This is a genomic window from Saccharopolyspora sp. CA-218241 (assembly GCF_050954615.1).
In the GTDB taxonomy this organism is placed as follows: domain Bacteria; phylum Actinomycetota; class Actinomycetes; order Mycobacteriales; family Pseudonocardiaceae; genus Saccharopolyspora; species Saccharopolyspora cebuensis.
Genome location: NZ_CP191860.1, coordinates 639,996 through 666,085, shown reverse-complemented (window position 1 = coordinate 666,085; position 26,090 = coordinate 639,996). Strand labels below are relative to the sequence as shown.

Sequence of the window (26,090 nt, the reverse complement as noted above, 5' to 3'; positions counted from 1 at the left end):
ATCGCCGGGGTACCCGGGGTGGAGCCGACCCCGAGGAGGCACCGATGACCGGCACCACCACCGCACTGCTGCGGCACTTCGCCGACCTGCGCGACGGCACGCACGGCCACGCCCCGGCCCCGCACGAGCGCGACCGCGCGGCCAAGGAGCGGCTCTTCGAGAGCAGCGCCGGGCTGCTCGACGGCTACGCCCGCGCCGCGCTCATCGAGATCAACACGGCGCTGCTGCTGGACACCGGCCTGATCAGCACGACCGGGGTGCGGCGCGACGAGGACGGCGGCCTGGAGGCGCGCTGGGAGCTGACCTGGCCGGAGCAGCGCGACGCGGGCGTCGATCCGATCCGGCTGCACGCCCACTACGGCGCCGCGTTCCACCACCCGCACCTGCGCGGCGCCACGGTCGGCGACTGGCCGCTGAACGTCTTCACCGACGAGCAGGCCGCCGAGGAGCTGCCGGTGCTGCGCGCCATCGCCGCGGCCGACCTGCACAACCTGGTCTTCCGGTGCGGCTACCGGATCGTCCCCGCGGTCGTGGAGGGCAGCGAGCGGTGAGCGCGGAATTGGCCGGAAGTAGTACGTCCGGTCGGCCCTTCCGCTGATTCGCCCGCGGCCCGCGGCGGCGAGCATCGGAGGCATGATTTCGACTACCGCTGCGGCGGGACCCGCCGCCCCACCGGTCGCCCCACCGGCCTCCTCGGGGACCGCGAGGCTGGTCGGCCTGGACGTCGCGCGCGGGCTGGCCGTGCTGGGGATGTTCGCCGCGCACTCCACCGTCCCGCTCCCGGGCAACGTGCTGTACGAACTCGTGTCCGGGCGCTCGGCGATCCTGTTCGCCGTGCTGGCGGGCGTGTCGATCGCGCTGCTCAGCGGCGGCGCGCGGCCGGGCTCCCAACGGCTCTCGGCGCCGGTGCGGATCGCGGTGCGCGCGGTGGTCCTGTTCGTCCTCGGCCTGGCGCTGACGACCATGCAGGTGCCCGCGATGGTCATCCTGACCTCCTACGGCGTGCTGTTCCTGCTCTCGATCCCGCTGCTGCGGCTGCGGACCACCGCGCTCGCGGTGCTGGCCGCGGTGTTCGCGGTCGGGGCGCCGCTGGCCTCGTTCGCGCTCCGCAGCGCCCTGCCGACGCCGGACGTGATCGGCTACACCCCGCGCTTCGCCGACTTCACCTCGCTGGACGGGCTGGCCAAGGCGGCCGAATCGGTGCTGCTCACCGGCGCGTACCCGGTGCTGACCTGGATCCCGTTCCTGCTGGTCGGGATGGCCCTGGGCAGGCTGGACCTGCGGGCCGTGCGCGGTCGGCTGGTGCTGGTCGGAACGGCGCTGGGGCTCGTCGGCTACGGCGGTTCGTGGCTGATCATGCACGTCTTCGGCGGCTACGAGCGGATCGCGGCGGTCTACGCCGGGATCATGCCGCCGGAGCTGCTGCCGATGGTGCTGTCGTCGAACTACGGGACCGTGCCCACGATGGACCCGGTGCTGCTGCTCACCGCGGGCGCGCACAGCGGAACCCCGTTCGAGATCATCGGCGGGACCGGGGTCGCGCTCGCCGTCATCGGGCTCTGCCTGCTGGCCGAGCGGCTCCGCGTGGTGCTCGCCCCCGTCGCGTCGGTCGGGGCGATGGCCCTGACCGCCTACGTCGGTCACCTCCTCGCCCTGAAGGCGGTCGGCCCGGACAACCTGGGGCGGATGATGATGGAACAGCCCTACGCCCCGTGGCTGATCCTCTGCGCCGCGACGATGGTGCTCACCCTGGCGTGGCGCCTGCTGCTCGGACGCGGCCCCCTCGAGTGGCTGCTGCACCACCTCTCCGCCCTGCCCGCCCGCCGACGCCCGGCCTGAGCGACGGCTGAATCGCGCGAACGCAGCGAGAACTACACCCGGGTGTGGTTTTCGCTGCGTTCTCCGCGTGCGGTCCTCAGCCGAGCAGCGGGAGGACGAGTCCGCCGCCGAGGCCGAGGACCAGCGACAGGGCTCCGGCCGCGCAGGCGACGAACCCGGGGCCGGGGGCGGGCTCGTCGCCGGTGGTCGGGAGGAACGCGGGCAGGATCCAGCGCAGGTAGTAGAAGAGGCTGACCGCCGTGTTGAGCACCGCGACCACCGCGAGCCAGGCCAGCCCCCCGTCGAGGGCGGCGGTGAACACCTCCAGCTTGCCGAGGAACACGCCGGTGGGCGGGGTGCCGACGAGCCCGAGCAGGCACACCACCAGCACCCCGACCAGCAGCGGTCGCCGCCGCGCCAGCCCCCGGTACGCCGCGAGCGAGGTCCGCTCGGGAACGCGGGCCACGACCGCGAACGCGCCGAGGTTGGTCACCGCGTAGGCGGCCAGGTAGAACAGCACGGCGGGTCCGGCGAGCTCGGTGCGGCCGGCGACGGCCACCGCCACCAGCAGGTAGCCGACCTGGCTGATCGTCGAGTACGCCAGCAGCCGCTTCGGGTCGTCCTGGAAGAACGCGGCCAGGTTGCCCAGCGTCATCGACGCGGTGGCGAGCACGGCGAGCAGCAGCGCCCAGTCCACGGCGGTCGTCGTGATCACCTCGGCGCCCAGCCGGTGCAGCGCGAGCACGCCGCCGATCTTGGGCACCGTGGTGGCGAACGCGGCCACCGCGACCCCGGAGCCCTGCGCCACGTCGGGCACCCAGAAGTGCGCGGGCACCGCGCCCACCTTGAACAGCACCCCGGCCAGCACCGCGATCAGGCCGACCCCGACCAGCGCGGGCGAGGCGGTGGGCAGCGCGGCGGCCAGCTCCGGGTAGCCGGTGCCGCGCCCGGCCGCGAACAGCGCGGTGACGCCGACCAGCAGGACCACCCCGAGCAGCGCGCCCATCAGGTAGTACTTCAGCGCCGCCTCGGTCCCCGGCCCGTCCCGGTCCAGGCCCGCCAGCGCGTACAGCGGGATCGACGCGAGCAGGTATCCGGCCACCAGCAGCAGCAGATCGGTCGTCCCGGCCAGCACCAGCGCGCCGAGCGCGGCGAGCTGCACCAGCGCGCAGAACTCGGTCTCGCGCGGTCCGCCGCCGGTCGTCATGCCCAGCACCAGCAGGGTTGAGGCGAGCACGACGACGCGCCCGACGCCGGTGCCGGTGTCCACCGCGAACGCCCCGTCGAACACCACCTGGTCCGGTCCGGCCAGCCCGATCCCGCTCGCCACCAGGCCGACCGCGCAGGCCACCGCGGCCAGCACCCGCACCCGCCACTGCGCGCGGCGCGGCGTCCACGAACCGAGCAGCAGCCCGCACACCGCTCCGGCGAGCAGCGCGAGCTCCGGGACCAGCGCGGCGGGGTTCTCGTTCACCGGACCACCAGCCCGGTCAGCGCCGCCGCGGCGGGTTCGATGACGTCGAGCAGCGGTCGGGGCAGCACGCCGAGGAGCACCACCAGCACCAGCAACGGCACGATCGAGGCCGTCTCCACCGGTCGGAGGTCGGTGAACGGCGCCGGTGCCCGCAGCGGTCCGGTGAGCACCTGGTGCAGCGCGCGCAGGAACAACCCGGCGGTGATCAGGATGCCCAGCAGCGCGAGCACCGTGGCCACCGGTGCCGAGGCGAAGCTGCCGGTGAAGATCTGGAACTCGGCGATGAACCCGGAGAAGCCGGGCAGCCCGAGCCCGGCGAAGGCGGCGAGCCCGGTCGCCGCCGCGAACACCGGGGCCGGACCGGCCAGCCCGCCGAAGTCGCGCATCCGGTAGCTCCCGCAGCGGTCGTGCAGCACCCCGGCGAGCAGGAACAGCGCGGCCGTGATCAGCCCGTGGCTGACCATCTGGGTGACCGCGCCGGTCACCGCCAGCGACGCCGGACCCGCGTCGGTGGCCAGCCCGGCGGCCCCGACGGCGAGCACCACGTAACCCATGTGGTTCACCGAGGTGTAGGCGACCATCCGCTTGAAGTCGGTCTGCGCCAAGGCGACCAGCGCGCCGTGCAGCACCGAGACGACGCCGACGACGACCACCAGCCAGGCCCAGTCCCGCCACGCCGCCGGCAGCAGCGGCATCGCGATCCGCACGAAGCCGTAGGTGCCCATCTTCAGCAGCACCCCGGCCAGGATCGCCGAGCCCGCCGCGGGCGCGTCGGTGTGCGCGGGCGGCAGCCAGGTGTGGAACGGCACGGTCGGCGTCTTGATCGCCAGCCCGAGGCACACCGCCAGCAACGCCCAGCCCCGGCCGTCGGCGAGGCGGCCAGCTCCAGCACGTCGAAGGTGCGCGGCCGGGCCGACAGCGCCAGCCCGATGAAGCCCAGCAGCAGCGCCAGCGAGCCGATGAAGGTGTAGAGGAAGAAGGTCAGCGCCGAGCGCTTCGCCGCGCCGCGCCCCCACCCGGCGATGACGAAGTACATCACCGCGATGGACAGGTCGAAGTAGACGAAGAACAGGATCAGGTCCAGCGCGGTGAACAGCCCGAGGCTCACCGTCTCCAGGAGCAGGAACAGCATCGCGAACGCCTTCACCCGGTGGGTCCGGCGCAGCGAGTGCACCGCGCAGGCCAGGAACAGCACCGCGGTCATCGCCACCAGCGGCAGCGACAGCCCGTCCACCCCGACGTGGTAGCCGACGCCCGCGCTGGGGATCCACCGCAGGTGCTGCTCGTAGGCCAGGCCGCCGTCGTAGCCGAGCCAGGCGATCACCACCAGCAGCAAGTCCAGGGCCGTGATGCCGACCCAGCCCCAGCGGAAGATCCCGCGCCCGGCCGATTCCGGCACCGCGGCCAGCAGCGCGGCGCCGAGCACCGGGACGAACACGATCCAGCTCAGCACCAGGCCACCACCACGACAAGCCCGGCGAGCACGGCGAATCCGACGGCGGCCTGGGCGTAGTACTGGTGGAGCTGACCGGTCTGCGGGCGGCGGGCGTACCGGCCGAGCCGCCCCGTCGACCGCGCCACCGCGTCGACCGCGCCGTCCAGCGCCGCCTCGGCGCGCCGCACCGGGCCGCGCGCCCACCGCAGGACCCCGGCGGGTGCCGCCAGCACCGCCCGGCCCAGCGCGTCATCGGCGGCGGCCAGCCGGTCGGACGCCCGCAGCACCGGCCGGACCAGCACCGCCCGGACGCCCCGCTCGACGTCCAGCCAGTCCCGCAGCACCCGGGGGCTCCGGCGCGACGGCCACCACCACGCCGCCCCGGCGGCGACCAGCGCGAGGCAGCCGGTCAGCGCCAGCTCCCAACCGGCGGGCACCACGTCGACCACCGGCAGCAGCGCGATTCCGAGCACGGCGGCGGCTCCGCTGAGCAGCGCGAGCACCACCAGGCCGACGCGCGGCGCGGCCTCGGCGGGCTCCTCGTCCCGGTCGCCGCCGACCAGGCACCGGACCGCCTTGGCGCTGTAGGCGGCGGGCAGCACCCCGGCGACCACGCCCACCGCGTAGAGCGCGGGGTCGCGGACCAGCGCGGCGGCCAGCACCGCGTCCTTGGTCAGCCACAGCGACAGCGGCGGCATCCCGGCCAGCACCGCGGCGGCCAGCACGAACACCGCGCCGAGCGCGGGGAACCGCCGCGCCGCCCCGCGCAGCGCCGCCAGCGATCCGGCGCCGACCGCGCCGAGCCACGCCCCGGCGGCCAGGAACAGCGCGGACTTCGTCGCCGCGTGCGCCACCAGGTGCGCGATCCCGCCGCCCGCGCCGCCGACTCCGGCGGCCAGCACCACGAAACCCAGTTGCGCCGAGGTCGAGGCGGCCAGCAGCTGCTTGAGGTCGGTCTGCGCCAGCGCGACCAGCCCGAGCGCCACCGCCGTCAGCGCCCCGGCCCACGCGACCAGCGGCGCGGCCCAGCCGGTCGCGGCGAGCAGCGGGTGCAGCCGCAGCAGCAGGAAGGCCCCGGCCGCCACCATCGTCGCCGAGTGCAGCAGCGCCGACACCGGGCTCGGACCGGCCATCGCGCGGGACAGCCAGAAGTGCAGCGGGAGCTGCGCGGACTTGCCCAGCGCGGCGACCACGATCCCGGCGGCGACGACGTCGAGCCACGGCCGCGGCAGGGCGGCCAGGTCCACCAGCGCCAGCGAGCCCGCGCCCGCCAGCGCCGCCCCGGCCGCCACGTACAGCCCGAGGTCGGCGGCGCGGGTGGTCAGGAACGCCACCCCTGCCGAGTCCACCCGGTCCGGTTCGCGCCACCAGAAACCGATCAGCGCCCAGCTCGCCGCGCCCATCACCTCCCAGCCGACCAGCAGCGGGGCGAGTCCGGTGGCGGTCGTGGTGAGCAGCATGGCCCCGCTGAACAGCAGCACCAGCCCGGTGAACCGCGCTCCCCCGGCGGTGGGGACGAGCACCGCGAGGGTGACCGCGGCGGTCGTCACGACCAGCAGGGCCTCGATCCCGCCGACCGCCACCCCGGCGTCGATCCCGGCCAGCAGCGGCAACCGCGCCGCGGGCCGCAGCAGCGCCGCCGCCACCGCGAGGACCAGCACCGCACCCGCGGTCCCGACGCCGACGCCCGGCGCCGCGCGGTCCGCCCGGCGCCCGGCCAGCGCCAGCCCCGCGCCCACCACGACGGGCAGCGCGACCAACGACCACAGCCAGGCGTGCACGATCACTCCCGGAGGTCCGCGGCCATGTCGGTCAGGTCCGCCTCCCGGGCCCGGAACAACGCGGTGACCACGGCGAACCCGACCGCCATCTCCACCGCCATCACCGCCACCGCCAGCAGCACGAGCACCTGGCCCGCCGTCGCGCCGGGCGCGAGGAAGTGCCAGCAGGCCGCCGCGGCGACGATCACCCCGGCGATCATCAGCTCCAGACCCATCATCAGCATCACCACGGACTGCTGCGACAGCGCGCCGAACAGCCCGATGGCCAGCAGTCCGGCGGCCAGCAGCAGGAACAGCTCCAGGGTCATCGCCGCGCCCCCCGGAGGTCGTCGCCGAAGCGGTCGTAGCGCCCGCGCGGGGCGGCCAGCACGACGGCGGAGATGATGGTGGCGAACAGCGCGACGCCCACCACGATCATGGTCAGCATCTGCGGGCCCATCAGCGCCTCGCCGAGCACGCGGGTCGGGTCCGGCGGTGCCGCTCCGGTGCGCGCCGGCCAGTCCACCAGCCAGATCCCGGCCGCGAGCACCGCGAACGTCCCCACCGAGATGACCAGCGCGCCGGACTTGTTGTGGTACATGGACATCGGCATCAGTCCGGCCGGATTCATCATGTACATCACCATGAAGACGGCCATCACCACCATTTCCATGATCATCATGAGCACCACCAGCACGCCCAGGTAGGCCAGGCCGAGCAGCACCACCTCGGCCCCGACGAACAGGAACGCGCCCAGCAGCGCGAAGGTCACCCGGGCCATCGAGTCCAGCCGGAACACCAGGAACCCGCAGACCAGCGCCCCCACGGCGAACACCCAGGCCAGCACGTCGCCCATCACACCCCCACCGCCACGACCAGCAGTTGCAGCAGCACCAGCGGGATCAGCACGATCCACGCCCACGGCACGAACCGCTCGACCCGCAGCACCGGCACCCGGCGCCCGAGCCACACCACCGCGGCCAGCACCAGCGCCGTCTTCAGCAGCGTCCACGCCCAGCCGGGCAGCACCGGTCCCGCGCCGCCGCCGAGGAACAACGGCACCGCCATCGACGCGGCGACCACCAGCAGCAGCCACCGCCCGCCGAGGAGCAGCAGCCGGTCCACCCCGGACACCTCGACGGCCGCGCCGCCCGCGAGATCCGGCCCCAGCGCGGTGCCCAGCGGACCCCAGAACGCCATCGCCGCCGCGCTGAGCAGGTACACCGCGAAGGCGACCGGCATCCACACCACGAACCACAGGTCCTGCTGCGCCTCGACGATGCCGCCGACCCGCAGCGTCCCCGCCCCGGTCGCCGCGCAGATCAGCGCGAACATGTGCGGCAGCTCGTAACCCAGCCCCTGCGCCACGAACCGGTACCCGCCGACCAGCGCGAGCACCGAGTTCGGCCCCCACCCGGCCAGCCACACCGCGGCCCAGCTCAGGATCTCCATCGCGTTGAACCACACGACGCCGACCGCCGGATCGGCCACCGCCGCACCACCCAGCGGCAGCACCAGCGCGGCCAGCAGCGCGGCCACCGGCACCAATCCGACGCCCAGCCGCCACAGCAGCGAGTCGGCGGCCGTGGTGGTCCGCCGCTGCCCCACGAGCCCGCGCGCGACCTCCCGGGCCGGAGCCGCCACCGCGCCCCCACCGGGCTCCCGGCCAACGCGCGGTCGAAGGTGACCATCGCGGCGGTCGCCAGCACCAGCAACCCGAACAGCACCCCGATCGCGGCCATCACGGCTCCCGGTCCAGGTCGGGTCCGAGGCTGGCCACGATCAGCCGGACGGCGCCGAGCTCGTGCCCGCGCACCAGGCCGGGCAGGACGTCCAGCGCCCGGGCGTGCCGAGGAGCGGTGCGGTGGCCCTCGATCTCGTCCAGCCACGCCACCCACCGCGCGGTGACGTCACCACCGCCGATCTCGCCGATCCCCGAGGTGAGCCACCGCAACGTCCGGGACCGCCGGACCCGCCGGGTGAACCGCCGCAGCCGGGCGTCGTCGACGACCCCGGCGAGCACCGCCGCCCGCAACCGGCGCGCCCGCAGCACCGCGTCCGGCCACCCCGCGACGGCCAGCAACCGGGCCAGCGCGTCCAGCAGCACGACGCGCGGATCCACGTCCGGCACCGGGGACCCGGCGTCCCGCCGCGCCGCGGCCTCCTGCACCACGTCGCCCTGCAACGCCAGCTCCAGCACCAACCCGGCGGGCCAGTCGACCAGCACCGGCCCCAGCACGACGTGCAGCCGGTCGAGCGCGAGCCCGTCCCGGTCCGGCGCCCGCTCCGCCATCGCCAACCCGGCCACCACCCCGCCGTGGTGGTCGTGCCCCCCGCCATGACCGCCGCCGTGGTCGGTGCCGTGGTCGTCGTGGTCGTCGTGCTGGTGGCCGGTGCCCTGCTGCGCACCCGACAACGCCTCACCTCCGACCGCCAACCGCGCCACCGCATCGGAGAGCACGTCGGGAACGGCGCCGGGATCGTCGACCACCACCCGGACCCGAGGCGCGGGCACCTGCCCCCACACCAGCTCGATGGCCTCGGCGGGCACCGAATCCCCGGGCCCGGCCAGCACCACCAAGTCGGCATCGGCCGGGCTTAAGGCGGTGACCCACCCGCGGCTGACCACGAGGTCTTCCACGGCCCACCGCACAGCGGCCCCACCGGCCACCTCGACGACGAACACGTGCGGCGCGCCGGCGGCGAAGCGGAGCAACCACCCGCTCACGTCCATTCGAACGCCCCCTCGCGCCAGGCGTAGAGGACACCCACCACCAGCACCCCGAGGAAGAGGAACATCTCCACCACGGCAGCCGCCCCCATCGAGGACACGACCAGCGCCCACGGGTACATGAACACCATCTCCACCTCGAACGCGAGGTAGATCATCGACACCACGTACCACCGCACGTGGAACCGCGAAAAGGCGTGCTCCCCAGGCGCGGCACCCCCCTGGAAAGCAACCACCGGCGACCCACCGGCCCCCACCGCGACCACCCGGGCGACCGCGTACAACCCCACCACCACGGCCACGCCCACCAGCAACAACGCCCCAGCAGCCGCGAACCCGCTCACGGTCACCTCCGGGATCGACCGACGGACCACCCCCAGCCTGACCCACTACCCCACACCCCGCCCGCCCACACGTCATGGAGGCGGAGGGGAGCGGGCATCGTAGGCGTCGTTTGCGATGCGATGTCCCGAAGCTCCGATGACGATCGATCTGGCTGGCGACGTGTTACTGCAGCACGCATACGGACGCCTGAGTCCTACACAGAAGCCATACGCGGCCCAGGGTACGAACCGCGAAACTAGACCCGGTTCGTTCACGTCGTTGTATCAGAGCGCTCTTCATGGTTCCGCACACCTGGAGCACACGATCGAGTACAGTACGTCACCGGCCGCGTAAGATTCGTAAAGGGGAAATGCGTGAGGGCTCTGAAGCGGTACCTGCCCAGCGCGCATCAGCGTTCCGTAGTGTTGGCCGCTTTCGGCATGGTGGCCCTTGCAGCACGCAACACTCCGTCGCTGGCGTTGACGCTGGAGGTCCCCTCGGCGCGTCAAGATGGTTGGCAGCAGTGCAGTGCAGCCTCAGCAACCGAGGGGGCCTCGGCATGACAGCGAGCGAATGGACCCCGGACAGCTCCCTTGTCCGTGAGCTGGACGAACTTTTCGGCCGAGCTATCGAGGCGTACCGGGCGAACCCCAACCTTGTTGCAGAGCACGCCAACCACGAGGAGTCGATCCGTGTTGGTGGCTACGCCAACAGGACGCTCCTGGAACTCGTGCAGAACGCCGCCGACGCGATGGCAGGTACGGCGGAGACCGGAGGAGCGGCAGGGCGTGTCGAGATCGTCCTGGATCGCAACACTGAGACGCTTTACTGCGCCAACGCAGGGCGTCCTTTTTCGCGGAGCGGTCTGACATCCCTTGCTCACGCGCACCTCAGCGGGAAGCGAGGTGACGAGATCGGTCGGTTCGGCCTCGGGTTCAAGTCGGTACTCGCCGTGACTGAAAAGCCACAAGTATTCAGTCGGTCGATCTCGTTCGAGTTCAACTCCCCGAAGGCCACTGCATCACTGCGCGGGGTCGGCTCCACGACTAAAAGGTTTCCCATCCTCAGGACCGCAACACAGATCCCGAATGTTGACGTTCAGTTTGCCGAGGACCCCGTCCTCGACGAGCTCGGAGAGTGGGCATCGACCATCGTGCGTCTGCCACACGCTGAACGACTTGATAACCTCGAAAAAGAGATCAAGGCGTTTCGCTCGGAGTTCCTCCTCTTTGTTGACGCGGTCCGGGAAATTTGTCTGCGTGTAGTAGGACCGGACGGAACCTTTAAGACGAGCCACGTTTCACGCGCCATGGGAGACGGAAAATTTCGAATCGAGCGCCCCAACGGCGAAGACCGCATGTGGTATGTGGCGAACCAGATGCACAAGCCGACCCCTCAGGCTCGCCGTGAGGTCGGCGAGGCGGTGTTACGCGATCAAGTCAAGGTATCCATTGCGTTGCCTGAACGCTACAGCCACCTCCAGACGGGAAATTTTTGGTCGTACTTCCCGCTCCAGGACGAGACCACCGCGTCCGCGCTCTTCAACGCACCCTGGAGCGTCAATGACGACCGCACGACACTTCTAAAGAACGGCTACAATCGTGAGATCCTCACGACGCTCTCGAAAATGTTCGTCGACCTCCTGCCCCGTGTCGTAACGAACGATGATCCTGCGGCACACCTGGATTTCATGCCCGCACGTGGCCGCGAACTTCTCTCGTTCGGCGACGAAGTTGTGTCTGCGCACATTCCACGACTAGGATCTCAGGCGGCATTAATTCCCGATGCCACGGGAGCGCTTCGAAAGCCGAACGATATACGCCCGCTAGACTTGTCCATGGGACGGGAGGTGGTTAGCGACACTGAACACGAGGCATGGATAAACTCTCCAAATACAAGCGACGATGTTCCCCACTGGCGCTGTTACTCGACAAATCGCCGCCTTACCAGACTTCGACAGCTTTACATGCATAACGCTGATCCGAACCTGATGGGCCCTCAAGGCCGGGACGCGGAGACCGCACTCTCGAAAGTTCGCGTGAGGGGAATCTTGTCGTGGCTGCGCGAATGGGCCGATGGCGACTACAACTCTGCGGCGCAAGCATTGCGCTTCGTACTTCTCCACCCCAAGATCGGCGGCATCCGTAACGCGAAAGTAATACCTAGCACTGGCGGACTAAAATCCCTCGCGAGCTGCGGCGAGGTATTTTTGAGGAACGTCGACGACGACATCGATGACGAGGGTGCCGAGTTCGTAGTACCGGAATTCCTTGCGATCGAGGGAATCGAGAAGGCTCTCCGAGAAAAGGCCAACTTCAGAAACCTGGACCCGATCGCGGTTCTCCGTGCACGACTTGGGAAGCTCTCTTCTGCGTCCGAAAATGAGGCGCATGAAAAGTTTTGGGACGCCGTGATGGACGTCCGCCTCACGGATGCTGAGCGGACTATCAAGGCCGGGAATACCGGGAATATCAAGGTCCCCACACGTGACGGCGGTTGGGCTGAGCCGCGGTCCGTGCTCGATGTCGACGGCCTCGGCGATGAGATTAACGAACGTCGACTCGATCGTGATCGTTGTCAAGCGCGTGTCGCTCGGGCAGCCGGCGTAATTCACCAGCCAATCCGCTCATATTCGTTCGAGGACGAAATCTGCGCCAATCGATACTGTGACTTCGTACGTGAGAATTTGAATGGACTACTCGGCCCGGGGGAACGCCCGATCGAGAACATCGAGTTCGACCAGTACCTCGGCGCCGGCCCGTTCTCGGCCCTCCTTCTGATGGCCGAGTCCGGTGCACCAGAATCGACCCGCGCAGAGTGGACCCACAAGCTCCTGGAGCTCGACAAAGACCCTGCCTGGACCTGCGAGGACGTCGATACCAAGCAAGTACGAAAAGTGCCCTCGCCGGTTCGTTGGGCTATTTCCTTTGCCGGTCTGTTGGCTTCAAGCCAGGGTTTCCGTGCACCCGAATGGGTCGTCTCTTCTGCGTTGATGGAGTACCAGGACCTGCTTCCTATCTACCGAGGGCCCAAGTCACTTGAGGAGAGGCTGGATCTCCCACGTGAGCTCTCCGAGATCCCGGCCGCGGTGCTGAAGGCTTCCCTGGCGCCAGATTCCTTCGCACCGACGATCAAGGATTCGATCCTCGCGAAGTTCGTGCTGGCCGCGAGCGAGAAGGCGCACCCGGACGGCCACCCGGCACAGATCCCTGCACGAGTCGGGCGTGCCATCGAAGGGCGTCGTCCCGGTACTGTTTACCTGGCGACGACTAACGAGCAGCAACTACTCCTGAGCCAGAAGATGAAACCGTACCTGCGCGTCGAGGCGGAGCACGTCGGTAACTTCGTCGAACAGGTCGGTTGCAGGCGATTCGAGGACAGCTTCTCCTTCTCGACGATCATCGAAGGCCGTCAGGACCCGGAGCCCGTCGTTGACCTGTACCCGGGTCTCCAGGAGACCTTGGCCTTCGCGAGCGAGACGGTAGCGCACGCCTCCATCGCTAGAGCAATCTACATCGCCAAACGCGTCACCACCGAGGACGGTGTGGAGGACCAGGCGCTCGACTGGTATCTCGACGGATTGACACTCATAATCGGCAAAGATCTCACTGACCGTCAGGCTCTGGAGACCGTCAGCAAAGCGTTCGACCTTCGCCTGTCCAACGCCGACCTCGACAACGTTGAGCAGGCTGCTCTTGATCAGCAGCGGGAAGAACAGCGCCAAGAAGCACGCGCGGCAGCCAACGATGCCGAGCGGCTCGAGGTCTTCTTCGGTGAGGACACCCTCAAGGAGAATCTCCCTCGCGGACTTTGGCAGGCGTTGGAGGCGCAAGGACTCGTCGACGACTCGACGTCTGTCCCCACTCTGTTTCTCACAGTGTACGGGAGCGACTCGATAAGGCAGCTCGCAGAGCAGTTTCGCGTCGAGGGCTACACCGATGTGCCGACTCAGTGGGCGGGCGGTGGCCAGACGATCGACTGGCTTCGGAAGATGGGATTCGCGACAAAGTACGCGGGGCGACGCGCCGAGTCGCATCCGAACGAATTCGTCGTTCCGGGAGCGGTCAAGCTCGATGACCTACACTCGTACCAGAAGCGCATCAGCGAGGATCTGCGCACGGTGCTCACACAGCCGTCGGACAAGGGCCCCGCGCAGAAGGGAATGGTCGAGCTCCCGACCGGCGCGGGCAAAACCCGCGTGGCCGCCGAAACCGTACTCAAGCTCTTCAAGGACGAAGTCCTCAGCGGGACCATCCTGTGGATCGCCCAGTCGATCGAGCTCTGCGAACAGGCCGTGCAAACCTTCAACGCGATCTGGCGCTACCTCGGCGACGAGCGCCCACTCATGATCGGTCGTCTGTGGGAGAACAACACCGTCCATGAGCCCGACACCGACGTGAGCATCGTTGTCGCGACCGATGCGAAACTCGAGGCGATCCTCGTCCAGCCTGAATACGAGTGGCTAAGCCACGCTACAGCCGTCTTCATTGATGAAGCCCACAGGGCTGGAGGTTCGAGTCGCTATACCCGAATCCTTAGGTGGCTGGGCATCGACGGCTACAATTGGGAACGACCTCTGATCGGCCTCTCCGCAACCCCGTTCAAGGGCAAGGTCGAGGACGGACAGCAGACAAGGGAATTGGCCGCCCGGTTCGGCACCAATAGGCTCACTATGCAATTCGAGGGGAACGCGTACAGGGAACTGCAGAAGCTGGGAGTCTTGGCGCGCGTGGAGCACGATGTCCTCCCTGGTATCGAAGTTGCCCTTACCCCGGACGAACGACGTCAGATCGAGTCGAAGCGCCGCGTCGACCGCCCACTGCTGGACCGCATCGGCCAAGACCAGGCTCGTCTGAAGGTATTGGTGGACCACATCCTGTCCCAGGATCCTGAGTGGCCGATTCTGGTATTTGCACCGAGCGTGTTGTCGGCACAGGTACTGGCGGCGACACTGCAGTACCGAGGGAAAATCTCCTCTGCTGCGGTCAGCGGACAGACCGGCCGACAGGAACGTCGTGACGTCATCGAGCGGTTCAAGAAGGGTGAGGTCCGGGTCCTAGCGAACTGTGATCTTCTGGTACAAGGATTCGACGCCCCCGGCGTGCGTGCCCTTTACATCGCCAGGCCGACCTTCAGCCCTAGCTCGTACATCCAGATGGCGGGGCGTGGTCTGCGTGGCCCCAAGAACGGCGGTAAGGAAGAGTGCCTCATCGTTGACATCGCTGACAACTTCGGTGCAATGAACGACTTCCTCGGGTACCGCGAGTATGAAGGCCTGTGGAAGGAGCAGTCCGCGTGATTCTTGTTCCCCATCTTCGCGACATCGAAGTCTCGGGCGCCAGCAGAGCCGAGATCGGACTGGCGCGGATGCTGCAGCAGGTGAACGGCCCCACGGAGGCGGTGGCGTTCCACTCGGTCAAACTGCGCAGCCACGCGATGAAGCAGCAGGCCGAGGCCGACTTCGTCGTGCTGTGGGACGGCGTGGTGATCGTGCTCGAGGTCAAGGGCGGTGGCATCCGCAAGTACGAGGGCAACTGGTACACGATCGACCGCCGTGGTGATTGGCACAGACTACGTGACTCGCCCATGAACCAAGCGCAGACCGCGATGTACGCGCTGCGCGATATCCTACAAGAGGACGGGGCAGGGTGGTTCGCATGCGAGGCGGTCACTGTCACGCCGGACATCGAATCGCCTCCACCTGCCATCGAGTGGAAGACCGACCACTGGTGGGGCAAGGAGACGATGAGCGTCGCGGACCTGACCGCGGCCTTCACCGAAATCGTCAAGAAGGCGCGGAAGGCTCCTCCCCGCCAAAGGATCGCGCGTGCGGACGAGTTGCGGACCCGGCTGTTCGGCGAGTTCACCCGCATGCCGGCTATCGACGCACAACGCGGCGCAGTCATTGAGGAGCAGAACAGGGCGACGGAAGGGCAGGCGCAGGTACTAGCGGCTCTCGCGCTCAATCCGCGCATGCTCGTGTTCGGTGGCGCCGGAACCGGAAAATCCCTCGTACTGGCCGAGGCTGCAAAGCAGGAGGCCGGAAGCGGCAAGTCAGTGCTCGTCACCTTCCACTCGCCCTCGTTGGTTCGATTTTTTCATCCTCTGATCGAAGGTCGCGACATCGACCTGCTACCGTTCAGTGAGCTCTCCTATGGCAAGCAGTATGACGTGGTGCTCGTCGACGAGGCCCAAGACCTTATGAACGCCGACGGCATGGACGCTCTTGATAAAGCGATCCGTGGAGGCAGGGCTGAGGGACGTTGGAGGATGTTCCTCGATCCCAACAATCAAGCGCACGTCGACGGCGAGTACGATCCCGAAGTTTATGATCTCGTCAAGACTGAGGCGACACAACTACAGCTCCAAAAGAACGTTCGGAACACTCGCGCGATCGTGCACGTCGTGCAGGACTACTTGGGCGCGGACGTCGGAGATCCGGGCATCGTCAATGGGGACCGCGTCTACTGGCACGCCACTGAGAAGGAACCCGACGTTTCCGCAGCAGAGCAAGTCGCACGAGATCTGATTTCCAAGGGTGCGCGCCGAAACGACATTTGGATCATCAGTGCGACATCCGACGAGCCGCCCGCTCTGAGCGACGCGAATATCGTCGTAACGAGCCCACGCTACGCCAAAGGGCTTGAGGCCGAACATGTAGTCGTGTGCGGCCTCCCGGAGCAGTACGACGAACGCGGCACGGCCGCTTTCTATGTCATCGTCACCCGTGCAAGAGTGACGCTGCACATCCTTGCTTCTGCGGAGGACAAGAGGCGACTCCAGGAGCTGGTCCGAAGGCAGGTCGGAAAGTGAATCTAACGGGAGCACAGAAGCTTGCCTTGGAGCACCTGCGCAATGCCTATGTCGGCCCTGAGGGCGGCCAGTATGAGATCGCATCCAACCCACCGCATCGACAGTACGCCGTCGGAATGCTGTTTCCTCGGGACGATAACAGCCACTCACGTCCTGCCGAGCGTAAAAGACCGCCAAGCGAGGATGTCGAGCCGGATGTCGCCGAAGGCGATGTCGAAGAAGATGGCGCGAGTGTCCCGCTGGCTGAGGATTGGCGACCGTCCTCGGTAGCGATCTCGTTCATCACGGACAGCGAAAGTGTCGTCGTCGACTTCTCGTGCGGTACCTACGTCAAGTACGAGGTCGACGGACCACCTCGCTGGAAGCGCACGCCCCATGCATTCGATGGCCTGACACTGCTCAAACAGCAGGGCCCCGAGCGGACCACAGTCGGTGAGGTGCCGGTCGAGATCGGTGCGCGCTGGCGCGACTTCAAGGGATCCCATCTGGTAACCGTGCACGTTCGATTGCTCACCGACACTACAGGTGACGAGCGCCTGGATATCCCGCTAATGCTCTTCCAGGTCCGGCTGGCTGTGGCTCCCGGCGACGGGGCCCGCATCCTTGAGTACGACACCACCCGGTCGTTCGACTCCGACCCGGAAGCCGCCGAACTGCGCGTGCGTTATCGCAACAGAAAGGTTTACGCCGTCGGTCATGGCATGGCCGCTGACTGGGAGCTGACCGACGACGGGTCCTTCCGCGCGTTCCTGGACCCCGTACCTGCCTTCATTGTTCCTGCGGTGGAAACGACCGGCTTTGACGAGGGAACGGCTGAGGCACGGGCGCTTGAACTGCGGCACCTTGCCCTGATCGATGAGAAGGGACCCGAGGTACTCGCCTCACTCCATGCATTTGTCGATGCCTTCTCCGAGTGGTCGAGCAGGCAAATGACCCGAGCCGAAGGCTTTGGGAGTGATGCCGAGGTCGCGATCCGAATCGCCAAAAGGTCCGCGGTCGCCGCGGCCAGGATGCGCGAAGGTGTCGAGCTCCTGGGAGCAGAGGATCAGGGGCAGGTACGGACTGCGTTCGCCCTCGGCATGGAGGCGATGCGGCTACAGATGCGTCAGTCCGGTCGGTCCAACGGGACTCCGGCGGAACAGATCAGCGAACCACGTTGGCGGCCCTTCCAACTGGGATTCCTGCTCATCGCGCTGACTTCGTCCGTGAACCCTGAGCACGACGACAGGGACCTGGTCGACCTCATCTGGTTCCCGACCGGTGGCGGGAAGACCGAAGCATACCTCGGACTGGCAGCCGTCGAGATCTTTCGCCGTCGGCTAGCGTACGGGCTCGCAGGCGGCGGTACTGCGGTGATCACGCGCTACACGCTGCGCCTTCTGACCTCGCAGCAGTTCCAACGTGCTGCGGCGCTGGTGTGCGCCATGGAGCTAATGCGCACGGACCACCCCAAGGTCAAGGGCATGGCCCCGTTCTCCATCGGTCTGTGGGTCGGCAACGACATCACGCCCGGGACGCGAAGGGATGCCATTGCCGCTCGCGACCGTCTCACGAAGGCCGCCCGGCCCGAGGAAGTTAACAAATTTCAGGTTGAAAGCTGCCCGTGGTGCTTGACTCCACTGGTGCCCAGGCGCAAGAGCAACAAGGCATCCGACTACGGTGCGCGGCGCGAAGGTTCCGATGTCGTCCTGCATTGCATCGCCCCCGACTGTCGGTTCCACGAGCGACTGCCGCTCACTGTCATCGACGAACGACTGTACGAAGAGCCGCCGACGATCCTCCTGGCGACCGTCGATAAGTTCGCCAGGCTGCAGTTCAAACCGGAGGCCGGGCGTCTCCTCGGTATCGGCACGATGTTCAAACAGCCGTCGCTGATCATCCAGGATGAATTGCATCTTTTATCAGGCCCGCTCGGGACCACCGTCGCTGTGTTCGACGCGGTAATCCAGGTACTGCTCAGCCGCTCGGGCACACTGCCGAAGATCATTGCTTCGACCGCGACGATCCGTGCATCCGATGAGCAGGTCCAGGGCTTGTACGGACGGTCAGTCGCGCTGTACCCGCCATCTGGGCTCGATGATGACCGGACATTTTTCTCGAAGCCCCTTGAGAACGGCGAAGGCCGACTCTATGTCGGCCTGATGCCTCAATCGGTGTCCCAACCGTCCGCAGTGATCTCAGCGGTCACACCCATGTTCGAGATGCCCAATGCACTGGCCATGCAAGGCTCGGATGCCCCGCCACGAGATGCCTACTGGACGCTCGTCATGTACCACAACAGCCTTCGTGAGTTGGGCCGTTCAAGCGCGCTCGTCGTCGACGACGTCAACGGCCGCCTGGAACCGCGATCGAATCGTCTGGGAATCCCGTTCCGCCGGGTGCGCGCCGTACTAGAACTCACCAGCCGCAGAGGTGCCGACGAGCTTCCCAAAGATCTCCGCGCTCTGCGCGTGAGCGCCGACGATTCCGACGAAGCAGTCGATGTCGTGTTGTCATCGAACATGCTATCCGTCGGTATCGACATCCCACGCCTTGCGCTGATGCTCATGGTGGGACAGCCGAAGACCACCGCCGAGTATATTCAGTCGACCAGCCGTGTCGGCCGTGGAGACACACATGGCGTCGTGGTCACGTTGTTCCGATCGAGCCGAGCTCGCGACCGCTCCCACTTCGAGACTTTCCGTGGTTACCACGAAGCGCTCTATCGGAGTGTCGAGCCGACGAGCGTAACTCCTTGGTCACTGGCGTCTCGGAAACGGTCCCTGGCAGGCGCTCTCGTTGCACTTCTGCGGCAATCGCTTGTCCCGCTGGCGGACAACGAGTCCGCCGTCAAGCTCGATCTCGAGGACGCGCGAATACGCGATGCTGTGGAGTCGCTGGTCAAGAAGTTCCTCCACTACGTCTCTCGATCCGAGCCCTTCGAGTTGCACGAGACGGAGAGCCAAGTCCGGAGGCTGCTTCGGGACTGGGATCATCGTGCTGCCCGAGCACGGGAGGCCAGTGAAGGGCTGTACTACGAGCGCCGGGCAAATTCCGAAGCCGGTGCATTGCTCAGGCGATTCGACCAACCCGGCAAGGGCTGGCTGGTCGGAGACTCAATGAGGTCCGTCGAGCCGAACGTCGCCATCGAGGTCCAGGAACCGCAGGAGGAAGGGCACCATGGAGAAGATCAGGCATGATCTGCGGCTTTCCGAGGCGATCACACCGTTCGGCGTCGGTGCGATCACCGATCTCCGGGAGGAGTCGCTCATGGCCCCCGACACGTCGTGGTGGGATACAAAGTCCGCACCGGAGATCCACTGCGCACGGCTTATGGCGAGGCTTGGAGCGGGAGTGCTGCGCCAGCCGCCCACTCACTCAGGTCCGGCAGGCAAGGAAACAGCAGCGCTCCCGTACTGGAGATTCCCAGCGTGGCGCTTCTGTGAGCGTTGCGACAAGCTCTCGAAACTGACCGGACGCAAGAAGGGGAAGTGGGACAACCATTGCGGATGTGGTGGGCTACTCGTTCCGATGAGGTTTGTGGCGGTTTGTGAGAAGGGCAGCCACATACAAGACGTCCCGTGGTTCCAGTGGGTACATCGCGGCCACGAAGCCAGTCGACGGGAAGAAGTCCGAGTCTGCCGGGCATACAATGAACTTCACTTCCGAAAGACCGCATCACACGGTGAGGGCCTCGGCTCCCTCACTGTAAAGTGTCATGGTTGCGGCAACTTACGCCCGCTCTCCGAGCTGGCTGGCAAAGGAGCGCTCCACCGGGATGGCATTCGTTGCGCTGGCCGACAGCCTTGGGAGCCGGAGGAACAGTCCGGGAAGGAACCGTGCCCTCACCGGCTCGTTGCCGTGCAGCGAGGTGCGACGGGAAACTATATCGCAGAGCAGATCTCTGCACTCGACATTCCTGAAGAACGCCCACAGTCGACCGTGATCGCGGACAATATCCGAGGCCATCGCTTCTTCGACAAGGTCGTCGCCGACAATGGTGGCCCGCAATCCGAGATGGTCGCGGGGTGGATCGCCGAAGAGCTGGGGGCCACGGCTGAGGTCGTGCTTGCGATAGCGGCAAGCAAGGAAGCATCGGCTGACGAATTGCTGCTCGATCTTAAGGACGGCGAGTGGGCGGCCTTTCTCAAGAAGTTGCAGGACGGGCGGGACCACAGTGGGGGCGACTTCGTCGTCGACGGGAACACTCTCGACGAGACCCACGGCCCGAACAGCTTATTGCAATCCATTAGCGGAATCGGACAAGTCCGACGCGTCCGTGAAGTGCGAGCGCTTCGCGGATTCCAACGGTATGACGCCAATGCCGCGACGATCCGGGCGGACCTTGGCCCCAACCAGTATCGCTACCCAACCTACCCATCCGTCGAGATGTTCGGCGAAGGAATCTTCATTCGATTCGACGAAAGTAAGCTCGCGGAATGGGAATCCCTTCCAGATGTCCAGGACCGAGCAAGCATTCTGAAGCGGCGGCGCGCAAATCTTGACTGGGCCTCCAATCGACTCGACGCTCCCGAGCCCCGGTATATCGCCCTGCACACACTGTCGCACCTTCTGATCCGTCGGCTGGCCTTCGAAAGCGGATACGCATCGGCTGCCCTACAGGAACGCATCTACGCGAACCCTGACCGGACGGACAAAACAGCGGGCATCCTCATCTACACCGCCGCTGGCGACGCACAGGGAACGTTGGGCGGCCTGGTTCGGCTCGGCGAGCCTAAGAAACTGATCGACTTACTGGTATCAGCCCTTGAAGACGCGGACTTCTGCTCGAATGATCCGGTCTGCATCGAAAGTGACAGCCAGGGTGCGTCGCAGTTGAATCTGTCTGCTTGCCACGGCTGCTCCCTCGTCAGCGAGACTTCATGTGAGACCGCCAATCGCCTGCTTGACCGCCAGCTCGTGCTCGGCGGCAGCGATGTGCATGGGTTGCTCCATGGTGCGTTGAGGGAGATCCGAACCGTGCCAACCGAAAGGCAAGAATTGGTTTGAACCGAACAAATGCTCGACGGGTCACCAAGGGCTTCCATCACAGGTTTTTGCGAAATGGCGCCATCGTTTCCTTCACAATCAGCGATCATTCGGTCGCAATCAATTGCAAGATACGACCCGACTTTACCGCCTATCGGCTCAGGCCACGACTCTTCGGGATTTTTAGCAGACCTTTAGAGTGCGGCACGCTGACGCCGAGCAGGAGTATTGCTTGCTTTCGCAAATCGCACATGCTCGTCGCGCGGATCAGCAGCAGGGAGACACCAACCTTCGTTCAGCCGCACATCGAGATCGCCGGGATCCAGCGCGATACCCAAAGCGGCCGCCAGGACGTGGGCGGCGAGACGTGGCGGGATAGCGTTGCCTATCTGCTGCGCTACATCGTTCCCACTCCACGGGTAATCAACAGGAAACGTCTGCAGCTTTCCCGCCTCGGGCGCAGTCAAGCGGCCGAGATCGTCTCCATCGGGAGTCACCAGTCGGTTCCGTGACACTTTCCCGGTCACCGTCGCCGACGGCTGTCCTGATGTGCGCCGACCTCGATTCTTTGGATCGCCTCCCGTTCCATAGTTCGAGACAACCACGAATGGTTCATGTCGACCGAGCGCATCGCCCATGGAAACCCATGGCAGCAACGCCGGGTCACCTTCCGAGCTCGATTTGTTTCTGATATATCTTCGATGAGTCGGCTTGGGAAGCTCGGGATGCCGTCCACGACAGGCGATGAGAATCGCGCGCCTGCGCGTCTGCGGAACTCCGAATTCCTCGGTGCGCAGCACACCGGACGCGACTTTATAATCATAGGCCTCCAGCGCTTCGCCCATCGCCTCCCAGATCGGAAGAACTGCCTGGACCTGCTCGAGAACGATCACGTCGTACGGATTGCCTGAGTCGTGGGCCTCGAGAGCCCACCGGAGCGGCTCCACTACGAGCCGGGTCCGCAGTTCAGCCAACGCGGCAAGAACCTCGAACCTGCGGTCATCTCGTGCCGCCATATGCTTGATCAGAGTCAGCACATGGTCAAGATTCCGTCGCCCATCACCTGATCCCGCAACCGTGTACGTCTGACACGGTGGCCCGCCGACGAGGACATCTGCGTCCGGGAAATCAGCGGGCCCGAGGGCTGCCACATCGCCCTCCACCGTGGGGAGGCAGGCTTTGGCCCTCGTCAGGCAGGCGTTCTTGTCCCACTCGATACCGACTGAATCAAGCCCGAGCCATCGAGCCGCCACGTCCAGCCCGCCAGGACCGGCGAACAGATCGACGATGCGCTTCCGCGCAGGTCGGCGCTGGTCGGGTCGAGCGAGGTCCATGCCGACGATCTTAACGGTCTCCGGCCCGTCAGTCGCTGATGCGTTCGCAGTGTTTCGACGAGCGCCTGCATCCGCGGGCAACAGGATAGAATGAGATCGACCTCAAGGTCGGCCCTCCTCGACCGCCACCCGCACCCGCTCCGCTGCCTCACGGGGATCTTCGTGCTCCCACACTCGGACCGGGTTCCAGCCCGCCGCACGTAGCAATCCGTCGGTTTCCCGGTCACGCTCAACATTGCGGTTGATCTTCTCGTCCCAGTACTCTCGATTGGTCGCAGGGCGTGTGCGGTGCTGCTCGCACCCGTGCCAGAAGCACCCGTCGAGAAAAACCGCCACTTTCGCTCGTGTGAAGACCAGGTCCGCCGTTCGCCGTACTGTGGGTAGCGGGCGCACCGACACGCGGTAGCGGAGCCCCATTGCATGCGTGGCTCGCCGGAGGGCAAGCTCTGGCTTGGTGTCGCGTCCACGGTTCGCCTGCATGCTCTTGCGATTGCCTTCGCTGGAGGCGGCAGTCGGTCTGCGCGCGGCCATACAGGAGATCCTACGACTTCGTCCACCGGACTCTCCTACCGACTATCCCGAGGTCGCCCTGAAACGTCCGAGCACCGGCAGGACGTCGGTGAAGTTCACAAGCTTCGATATCTGCGCGAGTGCTGGTGGGGCGTCCCCGACTAGAGCACGCAGGGTTCGGGCCGACCATCCTGGTCGATAGCGATGCACGTGCGTGCGGACTTTGCGGAGGACACGCCTCGTTGAAACGTCTTGCAACTTGATACTCGGGGTTTTCCGGTGCCTGATACGAAGAGGAGCTCGATGTCGACCTGCTCGTCGCGATCCCATCGATTTCCACCCGACTGGTATTCCCACGGGAAGGAAGACATCACGGCACCGGGAGATCGGCCATGCCTTTCCTCCCAAGGACGGCGGCCGTGGGAAAATAGAACAAATATGAATTGCTCGGCTAAGCGACGTCCTCACCTTCCTCAACCCGCGGTGCCGAGGAAGGTGAGGGTGCCGAGGGCTGCGAGGGTCGCCACCGTCGCGGCGGCGAGGCGGCTGGGTGGGGGCCAGGGGCCGGTGCGGAGGAGGGTGGTGCCGAACGGGACGAGGGCCGCTGCGAGGGCTGCTGCGGCGAGGATCGAGGTGGGGTCGGTGCCTTTGAGGACGCCGATCATGAGGATCGACGTGGTGGCGAGGGCGAGGGCGCGGAGGGGGCCGAGGACGCCTGCGCGGAACGCGCCGACCGCCAGGACGATCCAGCCCGCCAGGCACAGCGGTGTGGCCGGCGCGAGCGGGTGGGGGACGGCGTAGGTGTCGGCGATCGCCTGGTGGGCCGCTTCCGGTCCGAGGGCGTCGATCATGCGGAACGCCAGGTGGTCCTGGCCTGCGTGGAAGAGCCGGACGCCGAGGCCGGCGGTGGTGAGCAGGGCGCCCCAGCGGGCCCACCGGGGGTGGCTCGGGGCGATCGCCGCGGCCAGTGCGAGGACCGCGGGCACGAGCAGCAGGACGCCGATCGCGAACGCGCCGTAGGACACCGACCACCGCACCGGGTGCCGGGCGTAGGCGGCGAGCTGTTCGGGGAAGAAGAAGTCGACGTCGGCGCGGAGCAGGATGCCGGCCAGCAGGGCCGACGGTCCGAGGAGGCAGCTCAGGCCGCCGATCCAGCGACCGGGGAGGGCAGTGCGCATGGCGGCGACGCTAGGGCTCGCCGGGACCGCCGGTCTTGGACGAAACGCCCGCGCCCGGTAGGCCGGGGACCCGGGCGCGCAGCCACTCGGTCGGGGTGCTGCCCGCGTAGCGGCGGAACGCCCGGTTGAGGTGCGCCTGGTCGTAGTAACCACCGGTGGCGGCGATCTCGGTGAGCGGTGCCGCGCCGAGCAGCCGGGTCGCGCGGTGGAAGCGCATCAGGCTCGCGGCGGCCTTGGGGGTGAAGCCGGTCTGCGCCGCGAACCGCCGCACCAGCCGGTTCCGGCTCCACCCGGTTTCGGCGATGACCTCGGCGACCGGGGTTCCCGCGCGCAGCATGGTCCAGGCGTGGCGGACTTCCGGGTCGGGTTCGGGGCCGCGGTGCGCCGCCTCGGTGAGCGCGGCGGCGAGCGTGGCGAGCCGGTCCGGTGCTTCGGCGAGCCGGTCCGGCAGGCCCGGCGGGAGGATCGCGTCGAGCGGCACCGGATGCCCGGCCAGGTCGCCGAGCGGGCCGAAGAGGCGGTAGGCCGTGGTCGGGGGCAGGCGAGCCTGGACGTGGTGGGTGCTGCCGTGATGTGCGAGCACCACGGGCGCCCTCGGGCTGAGCACGGCGGCCGGCGGCAGGTCGTCGACCGGCGGGTCGCCGAGCCGGACGAGCACCACCACGTGCGGGACCGGGAGTTCCCAGCGCACCACTGGGAATCCCGGGTCCTCGCGGTATTCGGCGCAGCGCAGCCCGCCGCGCACCAGGGTCGTGGACCGCCAGCTCATCCGGTGAACGGTCGGGCGGGCTCGACCGGGGTGCTGAGCAGGTCCTTGAGGTAGCCGAAGAACCCGGGGGCGTCGACGTCCTCCACGACGGTGGCGTTGGGCGCCTGGCCGTGCACGCCCCAGGACATCGCGGCGTAGCCGCGGGTGATCCGGCCCTCGGTCTCGACATCGACGTGGTAGTCGGCGCTGCGCAGCACGAGTTCGGGGTGCAGCACCAGCGCCGCGGTGAGCGAGTCGGGGTGGGTGGTGCCGTCGATGCCGACGCTGCGGTCGAATTCGAGGGTCTGCGCGCAGATCCGGTCGAAGAAGCGGGACACCGGGGTGCCCAGGGCGGCGATCTCGTCGAGCCGGGCCGGGCCGAACACGGCGCGTTCCAGGGTGATCGGCGCCCAGGGCACCACGGTGACGCGGAACCCGGCGTCGAAGACGATCCGCGCGGCTTCGGGATCGACCCAGAAGTTGAACTCGGCGGCGGCGGTGATGTTGCCGCGCCCGTTGTTGGACCCGCCCATCACGTGCAGTGCCCCGACGTTGCGCGCGAACGACGGGTCGCGGCGCACGGCGGTGGCGATGTTGGTGAGCGGGCCGATCGCGACGACGGTGAGTTCGCCGGGGTTCTCGGCCGCGAGCCGGATCAGCGCGTCCACCGCGTGCTCGTCCTCCGGCGCGCATCCGGTGAGGTCCATCCGCAGCCCGCCGACGCCGTCGCCGTGCACGTCCTGGGCGCCTTGCCACGGCCGCTCCAGCGGCTGCCTGCACCCGAGGTGCAGCGGGACCTCGCCGAGGCGCCCGGCGACGTTGCAGGTGAGGAAGGCGTTGTGCACCTGGTCGTCGAAGCCGACGTTGCCCGCGACCATGGTGATCGCGCGCAGGTCGGCGCGGGGGTCGAGCAGGCCGATCAGCAGCGCGACGCAGTCGTCCTGGGCGGTGTCGGTGTCGATCACGAGCGGGGTCATGGCCCTCCTGCCCTCGGCGG

20 protein-coding genes are annotated in these 26,090 nt (G+C 67.4%); 6 read left to right on the top strand and 14 right to left on the bottom strand.

The genetic code is table 11. The features are described 5' to 3' along the window. The first annotated feature begins 44 nt into the window (after positions 1 to 44). A complete protein-coding gene (locus tag ACQP0T_RS03375; protein ID WP_433871247.1) occupies positions 45 to 551 on the top strand; it encodes a hypothetical protein in 507 nt (168 codons plus the stop codon). An 82-nt stretch (positions 552 to 633) separates the two neighbouring features. After that, positions 634 to 1,839, top strand: a complete 1,206-nt coding sequence (locus tag ACQP0T_RS03370) for a DUF418 domain-containing protein (RefSeq protein ID WP_433871246.1) — start codon at positions 634 to 636, stop codon at positions 1,837 to 1,839. A gap of 76 nt (positions 1,840 to 1,915) precedes the next feature. Here the strand turns inward: ACQP0T_RS03370 and ACQP0T_RS03365 are convergent, their stop codons facing one another. The 9 genes from ACQP0T_RS03365 to ACQP0T_RS03325 all read right to left on the bottom strand — a co-directional run bounded on the left by ACQP0T_RS03365 (position 1,916) and on the right by ACQP0T_RS03325 (position 9,562). Further along, entirely contained in the window at positions 1,916 to 3,292 is a 1,377-nt protein-coding gene (locus ACQP0T_RS03365) for an NADH-quinone oxidoreductase subunit N (protein WP_433871245.1), read from the bottom strand. Continuing rightward, positions 3,289 to 4,101 carry a complex I subunit 4 family protein gene (locus ACQP0T_RS03360; RefSeq protein ID WP_433871244.1) on the bottom strand — a complete coding sequence of 271 codons (813 nt, stop codon included), beginning with the start codon at positions 4,099 to 4,101 and terminating at the stop codon, positions 3,289 to 3,291. Before ACQP0T_RS03360 ends, ACQP0T_RS03365 begins: the two co-directional genes overlap by 4 nt. Further along, positions 4,020 to 4,745 (bottom strand): proton-conducting transporter transmembrane domain-containing protein, encoded by a 726-nt coding sequence (locus ACQP0T_RS03355; RefSeq protein WP_433871243.1) that lies wholly within the window; start codon positions 4,743 to 4,745, stop codon positions 4,020 to 4,022. Before ACQP0T_RS03355 ends, ACQP0T_RS03360 begins: the two co-directional genes overlap by 82 nt. After that, positions 4,739 to 6,508: a proton-conducting transporter transmembrane domain-containing protein gene (locus tag ACQP0T_RS03350; RefSeq protein WP_433871242.1), complete on the bottom strand. Its 1,770-nt coding sequence runs from the start codon at positions 6,506 to 6,508 to the stop codon at positions 4,739 to 4,741. Before ACQP0T_RS03350 ends, ACQP0T_RS03355 begins: the two co-directional genes overlap by 7 nt. A gap of 2 nt (positions 6,509 to 6,510) precedes the next feature. Beyond that, a complete protein-coding gene (locus ACQP0T_RS03345) occupies positions 6,511 to 6,816 on the bottom strand; it encodes an NADH-quinone oxidoreductase subunit NuoK (protein ID WP_345367256.1) in 306 nt (101 codons plus the stop codon). Then, positions 6,813 to 7,343 (bottom strand): NADH-quinone oxidoreductase subunit J, encoded by a 531-nt coding sequence (locus tag ACQP0T_RS03340; RefSeq protein ID WP_433871241.1) that lies wholly within the window; start codon positions 7,341 to 7,343, stop codon positions 6,813 to 6,815. The genes ACQP0T_RS03345 and ACQP0T_RS03340 overlap by 4 nt, the downstream gene beginning before the upstream one ends. Further along, positions 7,343 to 8,131, bottom strand: a complete 789-nt coding sequence (locus ACQP0T_RS03335; RefSeq protein ID WP_433871240.1) for an NADH-quinone oxidoreductase subunit H — start codon at positions 8,129 to 8,131, stop codon at positions 7,343 to 7,345. The genes ACQP0T_RS03340 and ACQP0T_RS03335 overlap by 1 nt, the downstream gene beginning before the upstream one ends. A gap of 97 nt (positions 8,132 to 8,228) precedes the next feature. Beyond that, entirely contained in the window at positions 8,229 to 9,221 is a 993-nt protein-coding gene (locus ACQP0T_RS03330) for a hypothetical protein (RefSeq protein ID WP_433871239.1), read from the bottom strand. After that, positions 9,212 to 9,562, bottom strand: a complete 351-nt coding sequence (locus ACQP0T_RS03325; protein ID WP_433871238.1) for an NADH-quinone oxidoreductase subunit A — start codon at positions 9,560 to 9,562, stop codon at positions 9,212 to 9,214. Before ACQP0T_RS03325 ends, ACQP0T_RS03330 begins: the two co-directional genes overlap by 10 nt. A 539-nt stretch (positions 9,563 to 10,101) precedes the next feature. Here ACQP0T_RS03325 and ACQP0T_RS03320 point away from each other — a divergent pair. From ACQP0T_RS03320 to drmB, 4 genes are read left to right on the top strand one after another with little or no spacing between them, the layout of a single operon-like run. Beyond that, positions 10,102 to 14,841, top strand: a complete 4,740-nt coding sequence (locus ACQP0T_RS03320; RefSeq protein WP_433871237.1) for a sacsin N-terminal ATP-binding-like domain-containing protein — start codon at positions 10,102 to 10,104, stop codon at positions 14,839 to 14,841. Next, complete coding sequence (locus ACQP0T_RS03315) at positions 14,838 to 16,355, top strand: NERD domain-containing protein (RefSeq protein ID WP_433871236.1); 1,518 nt, start codon at positions 14,838 to 14,840, stop codon at positions 16,353 to 16,355. The genes ACQP0T_RS03320 and ACQP0T_RS03315 overlap by 4 nt, the downstream gene beginning before the upstream one ends. Positions 16,356 to 16,381: 26 nt before the next feature. Continuing rightward, on the top strand, positions 16,382 to 19,534 hold the full coding sequence (locus tag ACQP0T_RS03310; protein ID WP_433871235.1) for a helicase-related protein: 3,153 nt from the start codon (positions 16,382 to 16,384) through the stop codon (positions 19,532 to 19,534). Continuing rightward, complete coding sequence (drmB, locus tag ACQP0T_RS03305; RefSeq protein WP_433871234.1) at positions 19,515 to 21,344, top strand: DrmB family protein; 1,830 nt, start codon at positions 19,515 to 19,517, stop codon at positions 21,342 to 21,344. The genes ACQP0T_RS03310 and drmB overlap by 20 nt, the downstream gene beginning before the upstream one ends. A 173-nt stretch (positions 21,345 to 21,517) precedes the next feature. Here the strand turns inward: drmB and ACQP0T_RS03300 are convergent, their stop codons facing one another. From ACQP0T_RS03300 to ACQP0T_RS03280, 5 genes are all read right to left on the bottom strand, one after another. After that, positions 21,518 to 22,657 (bottom strand): DNA cytosine methyltransferase, encoded by a 1,140-nt coding sequence (locus tag ACQP0T_RS03300; protein WP_433871233.1) that lies wholly within the window; start codon positions 22,655 to 22,657, stop codon positions 21,518 to 21,520. A gap of 102 nt (positions 22,658 to 22,759) precedes the next feature. Further along, complete coding sequence (locus tag ACQP0T_RS03295; protein ID WP_433871232.1) at positions 22,760 to 23,188, bottom strand: very short patch repair endonuclease; 429 nt, start codon at positions 23,186 to 23,188, stop codon at positions 22,760 to 22,762. Positions 23,189 to 23,640: 452 nt separating this feature from the next. Beyond that, a complete protein-coding gene (locus ACQP0T_RS03290; protein WP_433871231.1) occupies positions 23,641 to 24,345 on the bottom strand; it encodes a hypothetical protein in 705 nt (234 codons plus the stop codon). A gap of 10 nt (positions 24,346 to 24,355) precedes the next feature. Beyond that, entirely contained in the window at positions 24,356 to 25,114 is a 759-nt protein-coding gene (locus ACQP0T_RS03285) for a helix-turn-helix domain-containing protein (RefSeq protein ID WP_433871230.1), read from the bottom strand. Next, entirely contained in the window at positions 25,111 to 26,070 is a 960-nt protein-coding gene (locus tag ACQP0T_RS03280; protein WP_433871229.1) for a nucleoside hydrolase, read from the bottom strand. Before ACQP0T_RS03280 ends, ACQP0T_RS03285 begins: the two co-directional genes overlap by 4 nt. Between the last annotated feature and the right edge of the window lie 20 nt (positions 26,071 to 26,090).